A 22,646-nucleotide genomic window follows, 5' to 3' on the forward strand; every position below is an offset into this window, starting at 1 on the left:
GTGCTGGATCAGTAGGCGGCGTAGCTGTTCACGAGATCCAGGGCCTGGATGCAATCGCCGAAGGCTGCCGCGTCGAATTGGGTGGATGTGTCGCTGCTGGCCTCGACCATGCCCAGGAAGTCGATACCCGATTCCGCTTCCTGTGCGAACACGCGGACTTGCAATGTCTCGGGACGCTTTTCGAAGCTGCTGCGCATCCCGGCCACAATCATGGAGCCGGCCGACTCCGGTAGCCCGCGGAACCTGAGCAGCAGAATGCGGGGTGCGCGGCGTGTAATGAGGTTCCCTGGAAACACCTGCGCCCCTGCGGAACGATACACCTGCACGCGGCTGGTCACGCGCTTGGTCCAGGGGCTGGCATTGTCGAACGAGACGCGCAGGTAGTCGGGTGAGCTTAGAACATCGGTATTCTCGACGTCATAGATCGCCATATATTTGGGTGCGCCCGAGATGCAGACGTAGCGGATCCCGGTTTCAAATCCCGGTACGGCCAGTCGTTCGGGAATATGTTCTGTGTCATACCACGCATTGAACTCGTCTTCCAGCGTGGGCGGCGACTGCATCAAAACCAGAAGCAGGCCCTTTTTATCTGTATGGCTCAAGAGAATCTCCTTTGCATGGTGGGTTCCTGGACGGTTCAAAGTCCGTTTCCAGCGATGAAATCAAGAATGAGTTCCGTAAACTCCACCGGTCGCTGAAAGGGGGCGAAATGCGCCGCTTGCTCCAGGATGGCATATTCCGACCGGGGGAGCAGTTCACGGGTTTGGCTGGCGACTGCAGGCGGCAACAGACGATCGTGACGGGCCGCCACCAAAAGCGTCGGGCAGGCGACGCGCTGCAAGGCCTGCGTGACGTCCAGTCCGGCGAAGCCGCGTGCGGATTGGGCATACGCCGCTGCATCCTGGCGTGAAAACCTGTCCATATAGTCGTCGTAGCGCTTGTCTTTCGGTTGCCGATGGAATGCATTGTCCACGGCATCGGGAAGGATGGCTTGCATTCCGCCCGCCTGGACCCGAGCTGCGCGATCTTCCAGCGCGGCGCCGGCCGCCGGCTCGATGCGGGGGCCAGGATTGGACAGTATCAACGCAGACGTGCGGCCGGGGTGCTGATCGGCATACGCCGTCGCGACCATGGAGCCGATGGCGCATCCGACCAGTATGACCCGGTCGATGTTCAGCGTGCTGCGCAATCGTTCAAGGTCGCCGACACATTCCTCGACCGAAACGGGGCCGATCGAACGCATCGACTCGCCCGCTGACCTCAGGTCGCATGCAATACAGGTCCTGTGAGGGCTCAGCAGGGCAATGCATTCATCCCAGAAATGCAGGTCGGCGCCCAGCGGATGAATGAAAAGCAGGGCGGGTTTGCCTGAATCGATTTTTTGAATCGTGTAGTTCAACAGTTCGCGCATGGATATCGGCTTTTATTGAATGTGTCCGGTATTGCCGCCTGTCGGGCGCACAGGGTCCCAGTGCGCACGGAGAAATTCCAGGACGGTTGCGTTGAATGTATCGGGGGCCTCGATTTGCATCATGTGCGGCGCTCCGGCCAGCTTGACGTGTTGCGCGCCTGGAATGGCGCCGGCGAGTTGCTCGGTGGTCGCCAGAGGCGTCGCTGCATCATTTTCTCCAGCGATGACCAAGGCGGGAATCGCGATCTCGCCCAGCCTGGACATGGCGTCGAACTGGGCAATGGCATGCCAGGCGCAAGACCAATTGTCCGCATTCGCGTGCTGCAGCGTATGGCGAATTTTTTCTACGGCCGGGTTTGCCTTGAAGGCCGGCGTGACCCAGCGCTCTATGGTTTCATCGACCACGGCGCCCATTCCTTCGCGTTGGGCCTTCAGCCCTCGCTCGCGCAGCGCCAGACGGACCTGATCGGTGAATCCGCCGGCGCATCCGCACAGGATGAGTCCCGCAACGGCGTCGGGTTCGTCCAGCGCCAGTTTCTGCGCAAGCATTCCGCCAAACGAGAGTCCCAGGACAATGGGCTTGCCCGTGCAGTGGCGCCGGATGGCGGCTTGAATGTCTTTGACGTAGGTATCCAGCGTCGTTTCAGGATGGCAGGCCATGGATGAGCCATGGCCCCGCAGATCCAGTCCCAATGTCTTGTACGACTGCGACGCTGCATCCATGACGCTGGTCATGAAGGTATGATCCAGGCCGACCGGATGGAGGATGACGAGCTCGGGTCCGCTTTCGCCCTGTATATGGCAATGCAGCTCGTCAGCGTTCCGTGTCATGTGTATTCCTTTTTTCAGTTGTGCAGCGTAAAGACATGGGGGTTCACTAGACAGTGAATATATGGATTGCGCAGACGCCATGGTCGAAGCCGCTGATGCCCCCGCCGGTCGCATGGGTCAGGCCGACCTTGGCGCCTTCCACCTGGCGTTTGCCGCAACGCCCTTGCAGCTGTCGCACCACTTCCACGACTTGGGCCGCCCCGGTCACGGCGACCGGATGCCCTTTGGACAGGAGGCCGCCGCTGGGGTTGACGGGGATTTTTCCGCCCAGTGAGGAATCGCCGCTTTCCAAGAGCCTGATGGCTTCGCCACGCTCGCAAAAGCCGAAGGCTTCGTAGTACATGAGTTCGGCGCTTGTGAAGGCGTCGTGCACTTCAGCCACGTCGACGTCTTCAGGACCGATGCCGGCTTCCTCGTAGGTCTGTTGCGCGCAGCGAACCGTGATATCGGGCGAGGTCATGTCGCGGAAGCCGCCTACGAATTCTCCGGACACGATGTGCGATGCGGCGACGCGGACGGGCTTGTCCGTGTACTTCCTGGCCAGCTCTTCGGCGCAGAGGATCAGCACGGCTGCGCCGTCGCCGGTCGGGCAGCATTGATACAAGGTGAAGGGATCGGCGATCATGCGCGAGCCGAGCACCTCTTCCACAGTGGTTTCGGCCTGCAATTGCGCATCCGGATTCAGCGCGGCATGACGGCGGGACTTGACGACGACGCTTGCAAGTTGTTCTTTCGTCAGGCCGAACTCGTGCATGTAGCGGCGAGCCCGCATGGCGTACAGCGCCGGCATGACGAGGCCGTTGTTGACTTCCCAGTCTTCCTTCTCCAGCGGAATGGGACCGCCATTGAATTTCGTCAGTTTCTCGACGCCGATCACCATGACGATGTCATGGCGCCCGCTGGCAATCGCCATTTGCCCAAGATTCAGGGCGGATGAACCGCTGGAGCATGCGTTTTCCACATTGATGATGGGAATTCCCGCCATGCCCAGGCGTCCAAGTATGCGTTGTCCCGGCATGGGGCCGCCCAGGCCGGTGCCGCAGAACAGGGCGTCTATGTCTCCGGGCTGTATGCCCGCGTCGCTGATCGCCTGCTTGACGGCGGGCCAGCCCAGGTCGGCCAGTGCGATATCCGGATACTTGCCGAACTTGAGTAAACCGGTGCCAATGATGGATACGTTGCGCATGATGGGTCTCCTATGACTGATTTTCAGGCGGCTGCCGGAACGAACTGGAAAAACGGCCGCGGTGCGCCTTCCTTGGTGAAGCCGACGTCGGCGGCTTCAAGGACGACGGGCATGTCGATGCGCAATTGCTCCGGATCGCCGCCTATGTGGGTAAAGACACGTACGTTCTCGGGGAGATCCACATACCCTATGACGTAGGGCGTAACCCAAGGCTTGGGTGCAGCGTGGACGACGGACCAGCTATATAAAGTGCCCTGGCGGGGAAGCACCTCGTCGCTCAGATCCTCGGATTGACATGAGGGGCAAATGCCGGTTTTGGGAAACAGCACGGTTTTGCAGTGGGTGCAACGCTGGCCGATCAGCGCCATGCCTTCCCGGCCCGTATGCAGAAATTCTTTCGATAGGCCCGGATTGGCCCCGGGAATCAGGGTAGGCGGATTCAATGCGGTCATTTTCAGTTCCTTGTAGTACTGGAAAGATCCGTGGACATCGTCCACGGAAAGTCAAATGCAAACATCCAATCGGACAGCCTCAAGCGACCAGACGATGCTCGATTAACGAAGTGATTTTTTGTTCCGAATAGCCGATCTCGCGCAGTATTTCCTTGGTGTGCTGCCCGAGCAGGGGCGGGCTCTTGATCGGCGCGGTGGGCGATCTGGACATCTTGATCGGATTGCCCAGCACTTCGATGTCGCCGCCAAGTTCGTGCTCGAACTTTTGCACCATTTCCCGGTGGCGAACCTGAGGGTCCCGCAATGCTTCGGCGACGGTATTGACCGGCGCGCAGGGGACGCCTTTTTCGTTCAGGCGCTCCAGCCATTCGGCGCTGGACCGCTTCAGGAATGCGTCATTCAGGATGGGCACCAGCTCGGCTCTATGGGTGTGGCGCAGCTCGTTGGTCAGGAATTTTTCATCCTTGGGCAAATAATCCAGATCGAGTATCTCGCACAGGGCAATCCACATCTTTTCCGTGTTGGCGCAAATCAGGACGTCGCGTCCATCTTTTGCCTGGAACGAGGCATAGGTCGGAATCGAGGCATGGGCTCTTCCCTGGCCGCCGGGGATCTCGCCGGAAAACAGGTGATAGACCCCCTGGTACGAAAGCATCGATACCTGAACGTCGAGCATTGAAATATCGATGGCCTGGCCTATGCCTGATTTCTCGCGTTCGCGCAGGGCAGCCAGGATGCCGATGACGGCATGCAGGCCTGCGCAGATATCGCCGATGGGGACTCCCGCCCTGACGGCGCGCTGGCCGGGCTCGCCCGTCAGGCTCATGCCGCCTGAAATGGCCTGTACGATCATGTCGTAGGCCGGCCTGTTCGCATAAGGACCGTCTTGGCCAAACCCTGAAATCGAACAGCAGATGATGGAGGGGTTCAGTGCGGAAAGCGTTTCATAATCGGCGCCCAGCTTTTTGATGACGCCGGGACGGAAATTGTCGATGACCACGTCCGCGGAGCGGACCAGATCGTAGAAGATCTCCCGGCCTTCGGCTTGGCGAAGGTCGATGGACATGCCGCGCTTCGACCGATTGGTACTTAGAAAGTAAAGACTTTCGCCTTTGTGAAAGTGCGGCGGCAGCAAGCGCGTGGAATCGCCGTGCTCCGGCTCGATCTTGATGATGTCCGCGCCCAGATCCGCAAGCTGTTGGGTGCCGAACGGGCCGGCCAGAAACATCGATAGATCGATCACCCTGATGCCGTTCAAGGCCGATGGGGCTTGCGCAACTGCTGTATGGACGGGGTGCGCTGTCTTGAGGCTGTTCACTTCTCTCTTTCCTTGGAGGTTTTGGACGCCGGCCGGGTCGGAACGCAAGTGAGAACAGCATGCCTCTTTCCCTACGTGTCGACACATGGAGCGTATATCCATTAATTATGGAAAATTATGGCATATAATAATTAAAATGTCGACACTTTGAAATTGGCTATCCGAGCCTGACTTAGTTACCATTAGAAATTTACGCAAGCAGGCACACGTCCATGGATCGAACAGATAAAGCACAATTGCCAGGCGCTATGGCGGACAGTCGAAATGGCCCCGCAGGTCTCTCTTACGGTGCGGGCGCGACGCTCAGGCGCCTGTTGACCATGGACGAAGATCACGACTCCCTGGTCGTGACGATTGCCTATGAACTTGGGCTGGACATCATTGCAGGGCGCCTCAAGCCCGGGGCCGACCTGAATTCCGTGCATATTGCCAAGCGTTTTCAAACCAGCCGGACGCCTGCCCGGGAGGCTTTGGCAATGCTTGAAAAGCAGGGTCTGGTCGAGATTCCTCCACGGCGGCGGGCGCGCGTTCAAAGCCTTAGCCTGGATAGGATCCGCCACATATACGAGGTGCGTGCCGCATTGCATGCCCTGGTGGCCGAGCTCGTGGCCAAAACGGCCAGCGATGCCGAGATCGCCCTACTCAGAGAGAAGCTCCAGGCGATGCAGGCTGCTGTCGAAAGCGGTGATGCATACAGCTATTTCGATGCCAATATGGCTTTTCACGAGGCCGCTACCGAGATTTGCGGCAATCCCATGCTGCAACGGATGATGGATTCCTTTGCGCTGACGACCTTGCGATTGCGCTATCGGACGTTGTCGCAGATGGACCGGATCAAGCGGTCTGTCGAAGATCATTCGGTTCTGCTCCGGGCCTTTGAAAGCCGCGATCCGACGCTTGCCGCGGCGATCACCCGTGCGAACATTCTCAGCGCGTTGAAGCTTCTGGAGGCGAGCCAGCGTACCGAGGGGCAATACTAGGCATTTGATGCGCGGGGGCAATCCAGAAGGGCAAGTGTCGGCACCCATACCAGCAACAGGTTTACTTTGAACGGGATTATGAACATGCAAGACACGTCTCCCAAGCAGTATGCACATCCTGTCGTCCGGCAAGAATGGCTGGATCTGCATACCGAGCCCATCCTGGAGCCGGACCTGCCCATTGTCGATGCGCATCATCATCTTTGGTCGCGCCCCCATGGAACCTACGAATTGCCGGAGCTGCGCCAGGACCTGGGCAGCGGCCACAACGTCGTCGCTACCATCTATATAGAGTGCGGATCGCGCTACCGTACGGACGGCCCGGAGGCATTGCGGCCGGTGGGGGAAACCGAGTTTGCAGCGGGCATCGCCGCCGAGCACGCGCAAGCGGGGCGCCAGGGGAGCCGGATATGCGCAGGAATTATCGGCTACGCCGACCTGTTGCAAGGGGGGGATGTCGGCCAGGCGCTGGACGCGCATATCGCCGCGGGCAAGGGACACTTCAAGGGCATCAGAAACATCTCTGCCTGGCACGCTGATCCGGCCGCGCGAGGCTCCCTGGCTATGCCTCCGCCGGATTTGCTGCTGGACCGTTCATTTCAAGAAGGCTTCGCGTGCCTGGGGCAGCGCGGACTGGTGTTCGATGCGTGGCTGTATCACACGCAATTGCAGGACCTGTTTCAACTGGCGTCTGCGTTTCCGGAAACGACGATCGTCCTGAACCATATAGGCGGGCCGATAGGCATAGGCCCCTACGAGAACCGGCGGCAAGAGGTCTTTGCCGAATGGCGGGCCGGGATGCGCAAACTGGCGGCCCTTCCGAACATGCATATGAAGCTGGGCGGGTTCGGCATGCGTCTATTCGGGTTCGGCTTTCATGAACGCGCAACGCCGCCCGATTCAAATCAGCTTGCCCGGTCTTGGCGGCCCTACGTAGAGGCGGTGATAGAAGCATTCGGTGCCGACCGCTGCATGTTCGAGAGCAACTTCCCGGTCGATAAAGCCATGCATAGCTATGCGACGACGTGGAACGCCTTCAAGCGCTTGTCCGCCAATTATTGCCAGGCCGAGAAAACCGCACTCTTTTCAGGAACCGCCTCGCGGGTCTATAAACTGTAGCAGCCTGTAGCGCAGTTTCTCGTCGGAACCGCCCTCTCTCGTCAACCCCTGGTGGAGCATCATGGATCCATTTCGATGCTGCCCGCGCCCCTAGGGTAAGCACTGATCCTTGATGTCCCATATAGACATCGAGCCGTCCTCTATTGATCTATGAGAAAGGGCAAGGGGCTTCTATGATTCGGCTGATCAATCGATCCATTACAAGTGCCGTCGAGCGCCAGCCACAAAGCTCCCTATGATTTCATGGAAATCCTGTGGGAAAGCGAATCGACGCCGATCACGAACTACCCCCAGGAGACACGCGATGAAATTGCATCAGACTCTGAGTTTCACCTTGGCCCCAAGCCTGCTGCTGGCGTCCACGCTGACGGTGGCGGCGCCGGTCAAGATTGCCATACTGGAAACGCTGTCAGGCCCTCAGGCCTCCACAGGGTTGACCTATCGCGCCGCCGCGCGCTATGCCGTGGACAAGATGAACGCGGCCGGCGGATGGAACGGCGAAGAGGTCCAGCTTCTTGAATACGACAACCAGGGCGGCCCAGCCGGCGCCGCCGACAAGCTGAAAGCGGCGATTGCCGACGGCGTGCAGATCGTCGTCCAGGGCGCCTCTTCCGCGATCGGCGGACAGATCACCGAGGACGTGCGCAAGCATAATCTGCGCAATCCCGGAAAAGAACTCATCTACCTGAACGTCGGCGCCGAAGCCCTGGAACTGACCGGAAACAAGTGCCAGTTCTATCACTTCCGCGTCGCCGGCAATGCGCAAGTGCGCACCAAGGCGCTGGTCGCCGGCATGAAGCAGGCCAATGCGCTGGGAACACGAGTCTATTCCATAAACCAGAATTATTCCTGGGGCCAGGACATGGAGCAGGCGATCGTGGATAACGCAGCCCCTGGCGGTTACCAGGTCGTGGAAAAGACGCTGCACGACGTCAACAAAGTGCAGGATTTTGCGCCCTATGTGAACAAGATCGCCGCCAGCAAGGCGGACACCGTGATGACGGGGAACTGGTCCAATGACTTGCTGCTATTGATGAAAGCCACCAAGGCCGCCGGCCTGAAGGCGCGATTCGGCACCGTATACCTGGACCAGCCGGGCAATATCGCCAACGCGGGCGACCTCGCACTGGGCCACTTCGTGGTGCAGGCATTCAACCCGGAAGCCGCCGGCGACGCGGGCGAAGCATTCGTCAAGGACTACAACGCCAAGATGGGCCATCCGCCCACCTTCATCGAGCCGCAAACCGTGTTCGGCTTGATGATGGTTGCCGACGCCATGGGACGGGTCAAGCCCGAGGACGGCAAGCTCAACGTCAACAAGCTTGCCTACGAGCTTGAAAAGACGTCTATCGATACCCCCATGGGGAAAACAAGCATGCGGGCCGACGATCATCAGGCATTGATGCCCATGGTGGTGTCCATGGCTTCGAAAGACGCCGCATACAAGGCGGACGGCACCGACCTGGGATTCAAGCCCGTGAAGAAATTCAGCGCTGACGAAGCCGCCACACCGGCGCAGGCAACGTGCAAGATGAAGCGCCCGAGCTAGCGCAATAGTCGGAGTTGCTATGGAACATCTTGTCATTTCGCTGCTGAACGGCGTTATCTACGGTCTGCTTCTGTTCATGGTGTCGGCGGGCCTGACCCTGATATTCGGGATGATGGGCATACTCAATTTCGCCCATGCTTCCTTCTATATGCTGGGGGCCTATTTCGCCTATGCCTTGCAGGGCCCGCTGGGATTCTGGGGGGCGATCATCGCCTCGCCGGTGCTGGTCGGGCTGATAGGCGTGGCCGTGGAACGCTACATCCTGCGCCGGGTCCATCATCACGGCCATGCGCACGAGTTGCTGATCACCTTCGGCCTGTCTTTCATCATTGCGGAGCTGGTCAAGCTGTTCTTTGGCAACTACCCGGTCAACTACCGGGTTCCCGGCGATCTGGATTTCTCGGCCTTCACGCTGGGGGGATTGAACTACCCCGCCTACCGCGTCTTCATGGGCATCGTCGCCATCTCGATGTTCGTCGCCATCTACCAGCTGTTGACCCGCACAAGGGTGGGCATCGTGGTCAGGTCGGCGCTTTATCGCCCCAAGATGGCCGAGGCGCTGGGGCACAACGTCCCGCTGGTGTTCATGGGCGTATTCGGAGTCGGGGCCGCCCTGGCGGGACTGGCCGGCGCCGTCGCGGGCGCGTTCTACACGACCAATCCCAACATGGCGCTGGAACTGGGCGTGATGGTCTTCGTGGTGGTGGTGGTCGGCGGCCTGGGTTCGCTGGGCGGCGCCATGGCGGCATCGTTGCTGATCGGCATTGTGACATCCATAGCCGTCGGCATCGATGCCACGCTGGCCGACCTGTTTTCGCTGTTCGGCGCGCGCGAGCTTGCCGAACAGATGGGCGGCATCTTCGTCCTGAAGGTCTCCAGCCTGGCCGCGACCATTCCCTTTGCGCTGATGCTTCTCGTGCTGCTGCTGCGCCCCAACGGCTTGATGGGAGGCAAGGGCTAACTCATGAAGACTCGATTCCTTTGGTCCGTGATCGGCCTTGTCCTGCTGGCGGCGGTTCCAGTGGTGCTTTCGCAGGGGCTGGTCAATGCCGCGATCCCCATGCTGATCGCCGCCCTGTTCGCTTGCGCCTACAACCTTCTATGCGGCCAGGCGGGCATGCTGTCCTTCGGGCATTCCGCGTATTTCGGCGTGGGCGCGTTTTCGACCATCCATGCGATGAATGCGCTGGGCGGGGCCGGTCTGCTGCCCACTCCTTTGATGCCGCTGGCCGGCGCCGCCGGCGGGCTGATCTTCGGCGCGGCAGCGGGCTGGTTCGCGACGCAGCGCACCGGAACCTATTTCGCCATGATCACCCTGGCCATCGCGGAACTGATCCATGCGCTGGCTCCGCATCTCAAAGGCGTTTTCGGCGGCGAGGCGGGCTTGTCGTCCATGCGCATGCCGGCATGGGGCTTTACATTCGGAACGACCAACGAGGTCTATTACCTGACGCTCGTATGGGTTGCCCTGTGCCTGGCGCTCTTGTACCTGATTACGCGTACCCCGCTTGGACGCCTTGCGCTGGGCGTGCGCGAGAACAGCCACAGGCTCAGCTTTCTCGGCTACGAAGTGCATCGCATCAACGTCCTGATCTTCGCCATTTCGGGCATGTTCTCGGGCGTTGCGGGTGCCTTGCAGGTCGTCAGCAACGAGGCGGCGAATTACGTTGTTTTCGACCCCTCCCTGTCGGCGGCCGTCGTGCTCAACACCTATATCGGAGGAGTCAATGTGTTCCTGGGTCCCGCATTGGGGGCCGCGCTCATGACGTTTTTCGGATATGCCGTATCGGACATGACGCAATCCTGGCTGCTGTATCAAGGTTTGCTTTTTGTCCTGGTGATGATGTTCATGCCCACCGGCTTGAGCGGGCTTGCCGTCCTGGCGGCCTCTTCCGCGAAGCGGCATGGGATCAGGGCGGTCGCTCCCGCAGCCGCCCTGTATCTGGCGGCCTTCGCCTGCCTGACCGCCGCCATTGTCTTTCTTACGGAACTGCTGGGCCGCGTTTTCTCCCAAGACTACAAGGCCTTGTCGCAGGCGGCAGGTTCCGGCGAGCTGCCTTCCGTGCTGCTCTTTGGCTGGAGCTGGTCTCCCGCCAGTCCGCTTACATGGGTGGTTCCATTGGCCTTGATGGTTCTGGGCATCGCCTGCTGGAGGCTGGCCAGCGGCAGCATGCGGCGCCATGCAGCGGCGGGCGCGGCCCTGCATACGGGTGCCGCCGGCGCCGCCGTACAGCGGAGGCCGGCATGACGCATCCCGTTTTGAGCCTTCACGATCTGAAGAAGTCCTTCGGTGCGACCGAGATCATCCGGGGCGTCAGCCTGTCGCTTCTGCCCGATGAGCGCCACGCAATCATCGGGCCCAACGGGGCGGGAAAGTCCACGCTGTTTCATTTGATCTCCGGCAATATTCGCCCGAACTCCGGCGAGATACTGCTGGAGGGGCGCTCCATCGTGGGGAAAACGCCTCAAGCCATCAACCGCCTTGGATTGGCCAGGTCTTTCCAGATCACCAATATATTCCCCCGGCTTACGGTGTATGAAAACATAAGGCTTGCGGTGATGCGGGCGCATGGCCTGCAATACTGCTTCTGGCGTTTCGTGAATGCCAACCAGAAAGTCAGGCAGCAAAGCGATCAACTGCTGGAACGGGTCCGGCTGCATCCACGCGCGGCCACGATAGCGGGCGAGATGTCGTATTCGGAACAGCGCTCGCTGGAAATCGCCATGACGCTGGCGTCCGACCCCAAAGTCATTTTGCTGGATGAACCCATGGCCGGCATGTCCAAGGAAGAGACCGCCTACACGACGGCACTGATCAAGGAGGTCACCGTGGGGAGGTCGCTGCTGATTGTCGAGCACGATATGGAAGTGGTTTTTTCCCTGGGCGACAGGATCAGCGTGCTGGTATATGGGAAGCTGATCGCAAGCGGCACGCCGGATGAGATCCGGCGCAACGCGGACGTGAAAGAGGCCTATCTGGGCGAGGAGGTCGCGGCATGACAGCCGACAAGCCTTTGCTGTGTGTCGAGAATCTGCACGCGCACTATGGAAAAAGCCATGTCCTGCATGGCGTATCGCTGCATCTTCAGGCCAATGAAGTGATCAGCCTTATCGGACGCAATGGATCGGGCCGCTCCACGACCCTGAAGGCCATCATGGGCCTGCTGCCTCCTTCCAGCGGCAGCGTCACGCTGCAGGGAAAACGCATGTCCGGATTGAGGCCTTATGAAATCTGCCGCGCGGGCATTGCCTATGTTCCCGAGGAACGCGAGGTATTTGCCAACCTGACGGTCGACGAGAACTTGCGCATGGGCGAACAGCCCGGAGTGAAGGGGCCGCAGCGCTGGACCATGGCCCAGATGTTCGACTATTTTCCCCGGCTCAAGGAAAGGCGGAACACGCTGGCGGGCAGCCTGTCGGGCGGCGAACAGCAGATGCTCACGATCTGCAGGTCGCTGCTGGGAAATCCCCAGGCCATCCTGATCGACGAGCCGACCGAGGGCCTGGCTCCGAAAATCGTGGCCGCAGTCGGTGACTGCATCCAGGATATCCATAAAAAGGGCGTCTCGGTCATTCTGGTCGAGCAGAAGCTGGCGATAGCCCTGAAAGTCTCCACGCGTATATACGTCATGGGGCAGGGGCGCATCGTGTACGAAGGAACCCCGCAGGAAGTGGCCGGCAACGACCAGCTTCTTGCCGAGTGGCTTGCCGTTTAAGTCCTGCCGCATGGCGCAGGCAACTGAAGGTCGAGAGTAAATCAAGATGAAACGAACAAAAGATAAAGTAATCATTACCTGCGCGGTGACGGGCGGCGTGCATACGCCGTCCATGTCGCCCTATCTTCCATTGACGCCGGAGCAGATTGCCGCCGACGCGATCGCCGCCAGCCAGGCGGGCGCCGCCATACTGCATTTGCACGCGCGAGATCCGGCCGACGGCAGTCCGACTCCGGATCCCGCGGTCTTTCAGCAGTTCGTTCCGGTGATCAAGCAGTCCACCGATGCGGTCATCAATATCACCACAGGAGGAAGCACCCGGATGAGCCTGGAGGAACGCCTGGCCTATCCCCTGATCGCAAAGCCGGAAATGTGCTCGCTGAACATGGGCTCGATGAATTTTTCCATTCACCCCGTGGCGCGCAAGATCCCGCACTGGGAGCATGAATGGGAAAAGCCCTATGTCGAAGGCATGGAAGACCTGATCTTCCGCAATACCTTCAAGGACATCAAGCATATTCTCCGCACGCTGGGCGACGCCCATGGAACGCGTTTCGAATTCGAATGCTACGACCTGGGCCATCTCTACAACCTGGCCCACTTCGTGAACGAGGGCCTGATCAAGGGACCCTTGTTCATTCAATGCGTGTTCGGTGTGCTGGGCGGCATGGGCCCGGATCCCGAGAACCTGATTCATATGCGGACCACCGCCGATCGCCTGTTCGGCAGGGAGAACTATCGCTTCTCGGTCCTGGGCGCCGGCCGGCACCAGATGCCGCTTTCGACGCTGTCGGCCATCATGGGCGGGAACGTCCGGGTGGGGCTTGAAGACAGCCTTTTCCTGAACAAAGGCGAACTGGCGCCGTCGAGCGCGGAACAGGTTTTGAAGATCCGGCGGATACTGGAGGAGCTGTCCTTCGATATCGCCACCCCCGACGAGGCCCGTGCAATGCTGGGCCTGAAAGGCGGCGACGCCGTCGGCTTCTAGCGCTTCGCCCGCTTAATCCGCATACGCGGAATGAGCGGGCGGGACGGGATTCATGGCCGAAGCGCGCGGGCCGCGGGTCCGAGATCCCGGCCGCGATCAAAGATATTCGACATTGCCATCGACACTGATGGCCTGGCCCGTGATGTTCATTGCCGCTGGCGTGGACAGGAACAATGCCATCGCGGCAATGTCCTCCATGCTTACCATCCGGCGCAGCGATATCTTTTCCATGTACTGCGCATGCATGGCCTCGTCGCTGATGCCCAGCGCCTTGGCCCGGTCGCGCATGACGCGGTTCATGCGTTCGCCGGCGACCACACCTGGAAGAATCGCATTCACCCTGATGTTATCGGGCCCCAGTTCGTTGGCCAGGGTTTTCATGAGGCCGACGATGGCCCATTTGGTGGCGGAGTAGGGCGTACGGAAGGCGTATCCCAGGCGGCCGGCCACGGATGACATCGCGATGACATGGGGGTTGCTTTCGGACGCCCTCAGCAGGGGCACCGCTTTTCTCAGAAAATAGAACTGGCTGTTCAGGTTGGTGGAAACGGTACGTTCCCAGGCAGGCGCGTCCAGTTCATCGATGCCGCCGGTGGGGCCCGCGATGCCCGCGTTATTGACCAGGACATCCAGGCCTTCCAGTGCGATCGAGGCCTGGTCCATGACGCGATCGACATCGGCCTGAACACCGACGTCCGCGGCGGCGCCGTGCATGCCTGGGTAGTCGCGCAGCATGCGGGTGATGGCGTCCGCGTCGATATCGCAGATGAAGACCCGCGCTCCCGCCTCATGGAAGCCGCCGGCGATCGTGGCGCCTATGCCCGCTGCTCCTCCTGTGATCAGCACCTTCAGCCCCGGGGGCACCTTCAATAAGTCGGTAATCTTCATGGTTGTCTCTGTATGTGAGGGAAGCGCTGGACTTCCTTAAAGGGTAAGGCCTCCGCTGGCCTCGATCACCGCGCCGTTGATGTAGCTGGCCTCGTCGCTGGCCAGGAACGCGTAGATGTTCGCAATTTCCTCGGGCCTGCCCAGCCGCCTCAAGGGCACCTGTTCGCACATCTTGTCCAACACGGCGTCCGGGACGCTGGAAAGCATGGGCGTCTGGATGAAGCCCGGCGCCACGGCGTTGACCCGTATGCCCTTGGGACCCAGTTCGCGGCACCAGGTCTTGGTGAACCCTATCACGCCGAATTTCGCCGCGGCATAATTGGTCTGCCCATAGTTGCCGTAGACGCCGACCACGGAGCTGGCGTTGAGGATCACGCCGCCGCCCTGGGCGATCATCGTGCCGACGACGGCTTGGGCAACATTGAAGACGCCCTTCAGATTGATGTCGATGACCGCATCGAATTGTTCGCTGCTCATCTTTTCAAGGCGTGCGTCCCGCGTGATTCCCGCGTTGTTCACCAGGGCATCTATTCTCTTGTAGCGGCTCAATGTTTGTGCAACCATCTCGTCGACAGCGGGCCGGTCGGCGACATCCAATGAAAATCCAATTGCGTCCGCGCCGGCTTCCTTGCAGGCGGCCACTGTCTTGTTCACCGCGTCCTCGTTCAGGTCGCATGCCACCACGGTTGCGCCTTCGCCGGAAAATTTCAGTGCCGTCGCTTCTCCGATACCCTGGCCTGCGCCGGTAACGATCGCGATTTTTCCTTTTAGTCTCATAAATCCACCGCTGTTGGAAGAGCAAATCAAGGGCATCGAGGGCAGGATGCGCCAGGACGCCAGGTGATGTAGCGTGAGCTTAACGAAGTTTCAAATTGATGATAAGATCATTAAGGGACATGAGCATATCTTTATCGGCGATTACAGGACTCGATGCCATGCGAAATAAAGCACCACTGTTTAATGAGCCCATCTATGCTCCCTATAAAATCGCCGCCTTGGTAGAGGTCTTGAGCGAGCAGGGAATTTCGCCGTCATCCAGCCTTGCGGGCAGCGGCGTCGAAGAGGACCGCATCTACGATGCCACGGCGCTCACGTCCGTTCGTCAATACGTGGCCGTTTGCAATAACGCGATAGCGCTTGGCGCTCATCCGTCGACTCCTTTCGAGACGGGGGCGCGGCTGCATCTGTCGGCCTACGGCATGTACGGCTATGCGCTGATGTCCTGCCTTACGATGCGGGATTATTTCAGGCTGGGCGTGAAATACCATACGCTGGCGACGCCGACCTTGACCATCGAGTGGTCGGAACACGATGGGAAGGCGGTATGGACTTTTCCCGATGCGCTGCTCTTCAACGAGTCCAGGGAAATCCGGCGCTTCCTGATCGAGCAGCAATACACGCAGCATGTCACGCATCTGCAGGACGTTTTCGGCAAGCCCTGCCCGCCGCTCAAGGCGTATTTCTCCTATTCCGCGCCCGCGCATGCGGATCTTTATTCCAAGTACCTGGGGTGTCCTTGCGTCTTCGATCACGAGCAATGCGAACTGCATTACGACGGCGTCATCCTGGACCAGAAACCGCATCTGGCCCACAGGCTTACCGCCGCCGTCCTGCAGCAAACCTGCGAGCGCCTGATCGGACAGGCGAAGGTGTCGTCCGGAATTTCGGGCGAGGTGTATCAGCGGCTGCTCAGAAGGCCGGGCGAATTTCCCAGCATGGAAATCATCGCGCAGCAGCTGGACATGACACCCCGCAACCTGCGGCGCCGCCTGCAAGCGGAAAACAGCTCTTTTGCCGCGATCCTGGACGACATCCGGTGTTCACTGGCCGTCGAATACCTCAAGACGACCAAAATGAATACCGACGATATCGCCTTGTTCCTGGGCTTTTCCGAGCCCACGAACTTCCGGCGCGCCTTCAAGAGGTGGACGGGAAAAACCACGAGCGAATACCGGTCCTGAGCAGCCGGCCGTTCCGCCCGCAGACTCATGCATTGGCGGCCTCCTGGTTCGCGCCCGCCTGCGCGATGGTGGTCAGCTTCTCATCCGTGGCTTTCTCTTCCGCCATGGTTTCCTTGAGCAGGTGCAAGGCGTCCGTCTGGCCGAGCTGCTTGGCAATCGTGCATAAAGTGCCATAGCTGGCGATTTCATAGTGCTCCACCTTCTGGGCCGCGGCAATTAGCGCCGCATCCAGCAAGGGGCCTTTTTCAATTTCATCCATGACCTCCTTGCCCTCTTCGATGAGGCCTTCCATCGCTATGCATTTCATGCGCTTGAGCTTGATCCCGCATGTCTCGACTATTTCGTCGATCCTTTCCACCTGGCCCTGGGTTTCCTCCAGATGCTGCTCGAAGGCGGCCACCAGATCGCTATTGCTGGAAGCTCGCGCCAACTTTGGCAAAGCCTTGGTCAGTTGTTTCTCGGCGCTGTATATGTCGGACAGCATATGGACAAAGAGGTCCTGTAAAGTTTTGGTCGGCATGATGACTCCGGATGATGTGCAGTATGGATGGGAATATGCGGCAGCAATCCACGTGCCGCTTTGCGCGTTGGGTTCGACCGGCCACGGGCACGGCAAATACCGCATCAATGCCGACATCTTTGTCGTCGACGCGTACTGGCCCGATTTCAAGCCCGACCACCTGTACGAGGCGCTTTCCTGGTTCGAGCGGCAAGACAGGACCTTGGGAGGCTAGCTGGCACAAGGAATGCTGAAAGGGCTGCGCTCCCCAAACGGGCGTCGCCTCTTGGTGTGCGGGGCCGCTGTCACATGACCCTCATGCAGGAACCACGCTCCCTTCCTCTCTTCAAAGGTTGATCATGAACCCGGCCACGCCCCCCCTTGCCCGAGCAAGCGAACCTCCCATCCTGCTTTGTTTCTCACATCTGCGCTGGAACTTCGTGTACCAGCGTCCGCAGCATCTGATGTCGCGGTTTGCGCGCACCCATACCGTGCTTTACGTCGAAGAGCCCATGTTCGATTCGCCCCACGGACCCCGCCTGGAAGCGCGCGATGAGCCGGGCGGCGTACGCGTGCTGGTTCCGCATTTGTTTCCGGGACAGCAAGGCGAGCAGGCTGAAGACACGCAACGCGTTCTGCTGGACGGCTATCTGGCCGACCTGGATGCAGGCGGCCGGGGCATGGTGCTTTGGTATTACACGCCCATGAGCCTCGCCATATCGGACCATCTTCATGCAGGCTACATCGTCTATGACTGCATGGACGAGCTTTCCGCCTTCCGGGGCGCACCGCCGCAGATGGTGGCGCGCGAGCAAAAGCTGCTGGCCCTGGCCGACGTGGTATTTACGGGCGGCTACAGCCTATACCAGGCAAAGCGCGGCTTGCACGAGAACGTGTACGCATTTCCGAGCAGTGTAGATATTTCACATTTTGCGCGCGCCAGGGAAACGCTTCCGGATCCGGAGGATCAGGCGGGCATCCCGCATCCCCGCCTGGGGTTTCATGGAGTGCTGGACGAGCGCCTGGACATAGACCTGCTGGGACAACTGGCCGACCTGCGCCCGGATTGGCATCTGGTGTTGATCGGGCCCGTCGTCAAGGTCGACCCCGCCTGCTTGCCCAGGCGGTCCAACATCCACTACCTGGGCGGCAAGGATTACAAGGACCTGCCAGCCTACCTGGCCGGCTGGGACGTTGCGCTGATGCCCTTCGCCCGGAACGAATCCACGCGTTTCATCAGCCCCACCAAAACGCCGGAGTATCTGGCGGGAGGCCGCGCCGTGGTTTCCACGCCTATCGCCGATGTGGTCCGGAGCTACGGGGATTGCGGCATGGTAAGAATTGCCGATACGGCGGAAGCCTTTGCGCACGCCATCGACGCCGAACTGAGCGGTGGCGCCGACCGGGCGGCGCTGTGCCGGCGTGCGGACGCCATCCTGGCCGGCATGTCCTGGGACGGGATATGGTTGCGCATGGCCGAAGTGATGTCGAAGGGCCGCCTCGCCATGGAGGGACTGTCCATCCTACCGGGCGCATTGCGTCCCGGCATGTCGCGGCGTGCCGCCGCCAATGACGACTACGACTACCTCGTCGTGGGTGCCGGCTTTGCGGGCAGTGTGCTGGCCGAGCGGCTGGCGGCGGGGATGAACAAGCGGGTCCTGCTTATCGACCGCCGTCCGCACATTGGCGGCAATGCCTACGATCACCGCGACGAAGCCGGAATCCTGGTTCATGAGTACGGGCCGCATATCTTCCATACCAATTCGGCCCGGGTGATGGATTACCTTTCCCGTTTCACCGAATGGCGGCCGTACGAACACCGCGTGCTGGCCCATGTGGATGGCAAGCTGGTGCCCATGCCCATCAACTTGACCACGCTGCGCATGCTGTTCGACAGGGACTTTACCCCCGGACAGGCGGGCGAATTCCTTGCGGCCCGTGCCGAAGCGATAGATCCGGTCCGGACGTCGGAAGATGTCGTGCTGAGCACGGTGGGCCGGGAGCTGTACGAGAAGTTCTTCCGCGGCTACACGCGCAAGCAGTGGGGCCTGGATCCCAGCCAGCTGGACAAGTCCGTCGCCGCGCGGGTCCCTGCGCGCTCGTCGCTTGACGACCGCTACTTCACCGATGAATTTCAATGCATGCCGCTGCATGGCTATACGCGCATGTTCGAAAAGATGCTGGACCACCCGAACATTACCGTCTTGACGGGCAAGTCATATGACGAAATCCGCCATGTCGCCAGTTTCGGCCATACCATCTATTGCGGTCCCATCGATGAGTTCTTCGGCCACTGTTACGGCAACTTGCCTTATCGTTCGTTGCAATTCCGCCATGTCACCCTGGACCGGGCCCGGTTTCAGCCCGTGGCGGTGGTCAACTACCCATCCGAAGACGTCCCTTACACCCGCATCACGGAGTACAAGCACTTGACCGGGCAGGTGCATGAGAAAACCAGTGTGACCTACGAATTCCCCAGCGCCGAGGGAGACCCTTATTATCCTGTGCCGCGGCCGGAAAACATGAGGCTGTTCCGCAGATACCAGGAATTGGCCGATAAGATAAGCGGCGTCACCTTCGTGGGCCGCCTGGCCACATACCGCTACTACAATATGGACCAGGTCGTGGCGCAAGCGCTCGCCGTCTACGAACGGATCGCGGCCGCCGAGAGAACAAACGCCGGCCCGCCGGACCTCGACAGGCTTGCCGCCCCGGAAGCGCTGAAGCCATGACGGTGCCCACCCTGTTTCGCAGCTACTTCATGGGCGGCTTCGAGTGTTCGACGCATCGCCGCCGGGGCGGCGTACGCCTGGACCTGTTGCGCGCTACGAGACACGATGTCCATGCCTGTCAGGACTACCGTGCACTGGCGAGCCACGGAATCGCCGCCGCCAGGGACGGGCTGCGCTGGCACCTGATCGAGCAAAAACCCGGCCGCTACGATTGGAGCAGCTTTTTGCCCATGCTGCGCGCCTCCCGGAAAGCCGGCATGCAGATCATATGGGACCTGTGCCATTATGGCTGGCCCGACCACATCGATATCTGGTCGCCGGAGTTTCCCGGACGGTTTGCCCGATTTGCCGCGGCGGCAGCGGCAGTGGTCCGCGACGAGACGCCGGAGACGCCATTCTATTGTCCCGTGAACGAGATTTCGTTCTGGGCCTGGGCGGGTGGAGACATGCGGTTGTTTGCGCCGTTCGCGACACGGCGCGGCATGGAGCTCAAGCGCCAGTTGGTGCAGGCCGCCATAGCGGGCATATGGTCGATTCGCGATGTGGATCCGCGTGCGCGGATCGTGAGCGTCGATCCCGTGATCCATGTCGTGCCGAAGTCGCCCCGCAGCCTGGGCCCCGCCTTGCATGCCCGTGCCGCGCAGTATGAGGCATGGGACATGTTGACGGGCAGGCTGCATCCGGAACTGGGCGGCAGTCCCGACTGCCTGGACATACTGGGCGTGAACTACTACTCCGACAACCAATGGTTCCTGCGCGGCGGCACCATTGAGCGGGACCACGCCTTGTACCGGCCCTTCCGGGACATCCTGGCGGAAGTCCATCGGCGCTACCAGCGTCCGCTTTTCGTCGCGGAAACGGGAGCGGAAGGCGACCTGCGCCGGCCCTGGTTCCGCTATGTATGCGACGAGGTCTTTGCTGCCGGCCTGGACGGCGTTCCTTTGGGCGGCATCTGCCTGTACCCGGTCACGGATTACGCTGGTTGGGCGGACGAACGCCACTGCGACTGCGGTCTGCTCGGAATGCCCGATGACCAGGGCAGCCGGACTACGTACGGTCCGCTGGCGGAGGAGCTTTCTTTACAGCAAGAGCGGTTCCGCCAAGCGCAGGAGGCAGGCTGCCGCGCGCCGGGGATCGACAGGGGGGTTGCAGCGGGCGCCGGCGGCGCGCTTGGAGCAGGCGCCTCATGAGCCCGACGCGAATTCCCGACAGGCCCTGGCCGTTCTTGCTCAAATACATAGGCGCGCGGCGCTGGCAGTTCGCGGGGCTGGCCTTGCTGGTGACAGGCGCGGGCTCGTGCGCCGTAGCGGTCCAGTACGGCATGAAGATGATCGTCGACGCCATGGTCGCGGCTGACAGGCTGGCCGCCGCCGTATGGCAGCCCCTGTTGCTTTTCCTGAGCCTGATCGCGCTGGAGAACGTGCTGTGGCGTTGCAGCGGATGGCTGGGCTGCCGGGCCATCGTCGCCACAGGCGCGGACATCCGGGTGGACCTGTTCGAACACCTTATCGGCCATCCGATGCGGTATTTCACGAAGCATATGGCCGGCTCCCTCAGCAGCCGGATAACCGCAACGGCCGGCTCGACCGGCGCAATACTGAGCCGGCTGACCTGGAATATCGCTCCGCCCGCGGTGGATTTCCTGGGGGCGGTAGTGGTGCTCAGCCTCGTCGACTACCGGATGGCCATGGCTCTCATCGCCTTCGTGGCCGTGGTGGCCGCCATCATTACCAGCTTTGGCGTACGGGGGCGGTCGCTGCACCGCGCATACGGCAAGCAGGCGGCGTCCGTGGGCGGAGAACTGGTCGACACCGTTTCCAACGTATGGACGATCAAGGCGTTCTCGGCGCGGGCCCGCGAGCGCGCCCGCCTGGAAGGCGCAATCGGCGTGGAGGCCATGGCCCAGCGCAAGAGCTGGATGTATCTTGAAAAAGCCCGCGTCATCCATGATTTTTTCCTTTGGATCATGGCCGGCACCATGCTCACCTGGGCGATACAGGCCTGGCGCCTGGAAGCCATTTCGCCGGGAGACGTGGTCCTGGTCAGCGCCTTGACCTTCCGCATACTGCACGGTTCGCGCGACCTGGCGCTGGCGCTTGTCGAAATGTCGCAGGAATACGGTGTGATCGCAGAGATGCTGGAGGTGATAGGCGAGCGCCATTCCTTTTCAGACAGTCCTGGCGCCCTGCCCATACGGCCGCGCGAAGGCCGTATCGAATTCCACGACGTATCCTTCCACTATCCGGACGGACACGCCGTCTTCAAGCACCTGAACCTCGCGATACCGCCGGGCCAGAAGCTGGGGCTGGCGGGGCCTTCAGGCGGCGGAAAGTCGACCCTGCTGGCCCTGATACAACGCCTGGACGAGCCGCAGCACGGGCAGATACGGATAGACGGGACACCCATCAACGAAATGGCGCAGGACTGCCTGCGGGAGGGCATTGCCGTGGTGCCCCAGGACATCAGCCTGTTCCGCCGCTCCATCATGGAGAACATCCGCTACAGCCGTCCCGATGCCAGTGACGAGGAAGTACACGTTGCCGCGCGCTACGCGCTCTGCGACGGCTTCATACGCCAGATGCGGCACGGATACGATACCGTGATCGGCGAGCGGGGCGCCACGCTTTCGGGCGGGCAGCGCCAGCGCCTGGCCATTGCCCGCGCTTTCCTCAAGGACGCGCCCGTACTGCTGCTGGATGAAGCCACCTCCGCGCTCGACACGCGATCCGAGCGGGCGGTGCAGCAGGCATTGAGCGACCTGATTCAAGGACGCACCGTCATTGCCGTTGCGCATCGCCTATCGACGCTCAGCGGATTCGACCGTATCGTGATGCTGGCCGCGGGCAGGATTGTGGAGGACGGCTCTCCTCATGAACTGCTTGAACATCCGGGGATGTTCAGTTCGCTCTGGCAGGCCCAGTCAGGCTCGCAACGCGCCAGCGCATAGGCGGACGAGGATTTCGCCCTGCACATGCTGTTCGACGGCAGCACCGAAGATGCGAGCCTGATGAGCACG

The 22,646-nt window shown here is 60.8% G+C and carries 22 protein-coding genes; 13 read left to right on the forward strand and 9 right to left on the reverse strand.

Annotated features, from left to right (window positions below):
- Window positions 1-8 precede the first annotated feature (8 nt).
- The 6 genes from OEG81_RS02070 to OEG81_RS02095 form a co-directional block, all read right to left on the reverse strand.
- Complete coding sequence (locus OEG81_RS02070; RefSeq protein ID WP_264131054.1) at window positions 9-602, reverse strand: DUF4286 family protein; 594 nt, start codon at window positions 600-602, stop codon at window positions 9-11.
- Between the two features lie 35 nt (window positions 603-637).
- The gene (locus OEG81_RS02075; RefSeq protein ID WP_264131057.1) at window positions 638-1,411 is read right to left on the reverse strand and encodes an alpha/beta fold hydrolase; all 774 of its coding nucleotides are present in this window, start codon (window positions 1,409-1,411) and stop codon (window positions 638-640) included.
- Between the two features lie 12 nt (window positions 1,412-1,423).
- Window positions 1,424-2,242 (reverse strand): alpha/beta fold hydrolase, encoded by an 819-nt coding sequence (locus OEG81_RS02080; RefSeq protein ID WP_264131059.1) that lies wholly within the window; start codon window positions 2,240-2,242, stop codon window positions 1,424-1,426.
- 46 nt (window positions 2,243-2,288) lie between these two features.
- Window positions 2,289-3,428, reverse strand: coding sequence for a thiolase family protein (locus tag OEG81_RS02085; protein WP_264131060.1), 1,140 nt, complete (start codon window positions 3,426-3,428; stop codon window positions 2,289-2,291).
- A gap of 23 nt (window positions 3,429-3,451) precedes the next feature.
- Complete coding sequence (locus OEG81_RS02090; protein ID WP_264131062.1) at window positions 3,452-3,880, reverse strand: Zn-ribbon domain-containing OB-fold protein; 429 nt, start codon at window positions 3,878-3,880, stop codon at window positions 3,452-3,454.
- 79 nt (window positions 3,881-3,959) lie between these two features.
- Window positions 3,960-5,198, reverse strand: coding sequence for a CaiB/BaiF CoA transferase family protein (locus OEG81_RS02095; RefSeq protein ID WP_264131063.1), 1,239 nt, complete (start codon window positions 5,196-5,198; stop codon window positions 3,960-3,962).
- Window positions 5,199-5,410: 212 nt separating this feature from the next.
- Here OEG81_RS02095 and OEG81_RS02100 point away from each other — a divergent pair, with 212 nt between their 5' ends.
- From OEG81_RS02100 to OEG81_RS02135, 8 genes are all read left to right on the forward strand, one after another.
- Window positions 5,411-6,178, forward strand: a complete 768-nt coding sequence (locus OEG81_RS02100; RefSeq protein ID WP_264131066.1) for a GntR family transcriptional regulator — start codon at window positions 5,411-5,413, stop codon at window positions 6,176-6,178.
- 84 nt (window positions 6,179-6,262) lie between these two features.
- A complete protein-coding gene (locus tag OEG81_RS02105; RefSeq protein WP_412034096.1) occupies window positions 6,263-7,297 on the forward strand; it encodes an amidohydrolase family protein in 1,035 nt (344 codons plus the stop codon).
- 304 nt (window positions 7,298-7,601) lie between these two features.
- Window positions 7,602-8,846 carry a branched-chain amino acid ABC transporter substrate-binding protein gene (locus tag OEG81_RS02110; RefSeq protein WP_264131070.1) on the forward strand — a complete coding sequence of 415 codons (1,245 nt, stop codon included), beginning with the start codon at window positions 7,602-7,604 and terminating at the stop codon, window positions 8,844-8,846.
- A 19-nt stretch (window positions 8,847-8,865) separates the two neighbouring features.
- Entirely contained in the window at window positions 8,866-9,807 is a 942-nt protein-coding gene (locus OEG81_RS02115; protein WP_264131072.1) for a branched-chain amino acid ABC transporter permease, read from the forward strand.
- A gap of 3 nt (window positions 9,808-9,810) precedes the next feature.
- Window positions 9,811-11,094, forward strand: coding sequence for a branched-chain amino acid ABC transporter permease (locus tag OEG81_RS02120; RefSeq protein ID WP_264131073.1), 1,284 nt, complete (start codon window positions 9,811-9,813; stop codon window positions 11,092-11,094).
- A complete protein-coding gene (locus tag OEG81_RS02125; protein WP_264131074.1) occupies window positions 11,091-11,846 on the forward strand; it encodes an ABC transporter ATP-binding protein in 756 nt (251 codons plus the stop codon). Before OEG81_RS02120 ends, OEG81_RS02125 begins: the two co-directional genes overlap by 4 nt.
- Window positions 11,843-12,562, forward strand: coding sequence for an ABC transporter ATP-binding protein (locus OEG81_RS02130; protein ID WP_264131075.1), 720 nt, complete (start codon window positions 11,843-11,845; stop codon window positions 12,560-12,562). The genes OEG81_RS02125 and OEG81_RS02130 overlap by 4 nt, the downstream gene beginning before the upstream one ends.
- 46 nt (window positions 12,563-12,608) lie before the next feature.
- Window positions 12,609-13,550: a 3-keto-5-aminohexanoate cleavage protein gene (locus tag OEG81_RS02135; RefSeq protein ID WP_264131076.1), complete on the forward strand. Its 942-nt coding sequence runs from the start codon at window positions 12,609-12,611 to the stop codon at window positions 13,548-13,550.
- 96 nt (window positions 13,551-13,646) lie between these two features.
- Here the strand turns inward: OEG81_RS02135 and OEG81_RS02140 are convergent, their stop codons facing one another.
- Together OEG81_RS02140 and fabG are read right to left on the reverse strand one after the other, a co-directional pair.
- Complete coding sequence (locus OEG81_RS02140; RefSeq protein ID WP_264131077.1) at window positions 13,647-14,438, reverse strand: SDR family oxidoreductase; 792 nt, start codon at window positions 14,436-14,438, stop codon at window positions 13,647-13,649.
- Between the two features lie 36 nt (window positions 14,439-14,474).
- Window positions 14,475-15,215 (reverse strand): 3-oxoacyl-ACP reductase FabG, encoded by a 741-nt coding sequence (fabG, locus tag OEG81_RS02145; protein ID WP_264131078.1) that lies wholly within the window; start codon window positions 15,213-15,215, stop codon window positions 14,475-14,477.
- A 158-nt stretch (window positions 15,216-15,373) separates the two neighbouring features.
- On the opposite strand from fabG, the gene OEG81_RS02150 reads away from it, so the two are divergent.
- Window positions 15,374-16,399 (forward strand): AraC family transcriptional regulator, encoded by a 1,026-nt coding sequence (locus OEG81_RS02150; protein ID WP_264131079.1) that lies wholly within the window; start codon window positions 15,374-15,376, stop codon window positions 16,397-16,399.
- 25 nt (window positions 16,400-16,424) lie between these two features.
- Here OEG81_RS02150 and OEG81_RS02155 read toward each other — a convergent pair whose 3' ends face one another.
- A complete protein-coding gene (locus tag OEG81_RS02155) occupies window positions 16,425-16,919 on the reverse strand; it encodes a ferritin-like domain-containing protein (RefSeq protein WP_264131080.1) in 495 nt (164 codons plus the stop codon).
- Between OEG81_RS02155 and OEG81_RS02160 the strand changes: the two genes are divergently transcribed.
- The 4 genes from OEG81_RS02160 (at window position 16,918) to OEG81_RS02180 (ending at window position 22,577) form a co-directional block, all read left to right on the forward strand.
- A complete protein-coding gene (locus OEG81_RS02160) occupies window positions 16,918-17,133 on the forward strand; it encodes an undecaprenyl diphosphate synthase family protein (RefSeq protein ID WP_264131081.1) in 216 nt (71 codons plus the stop codon). The genes OEG81_RS02155 and OEG81_RS02160 overlap by 2 nt on opposite strands.
- A gap of 124 nt (window positions 17,134-17,257) precedes the next feature.
- Complete coding sequence (glf, locus tag OEG81_RS18060; protein ID WP_317135362.1) at window positions 17,258-19,630, forward strand: UDP-galactopyranose mutase; 2,373 nt, start codon at window positions 17,258-17,260, stop codon at window positions 19,628-19,630.
- Window positions 19,627-20,820 carry a beta-glucosidase gene (locus OEG81_RS02175; protein WP_264131082.1) on the forward strand — a complete coding sequence of 398 codons (1,194 nt, stop codon included), beginning with the start codon at window positions 19,627-19,629 and terminating at the stop codon, window positions 20,818-20,820. The genes glf and OEG81_RS02175 overlap by 4 nt, the downstream gene beginning before the upstream one ends.
- Entirely contained in the window at window positions 20,817-22,577 is a 1,761-nt protein-coding gene (locus OEG81_RS02180; RefSeq protein WP_264131083.1) for an ABC transporter ATP-binding protein, read from the forward strand. The genes OEG81_RS02175 and OEG81_RS02180 overlap by 4 nt, the downstream gene beginning before the upstream one ends.
- Window positions 22,578-22,646: the final 69 nt, after the last annotated feature.

It is taken from the genome of Pollutimonas sp. M17, from assembly GCF_025836975.1.
In the GTDB taxonomy this organism is placed as follows: domain Bacteria; phylum Pseudomonadota; class Gammaproteobacteria; order Burkholderiales; family Burkholderiaceae_B.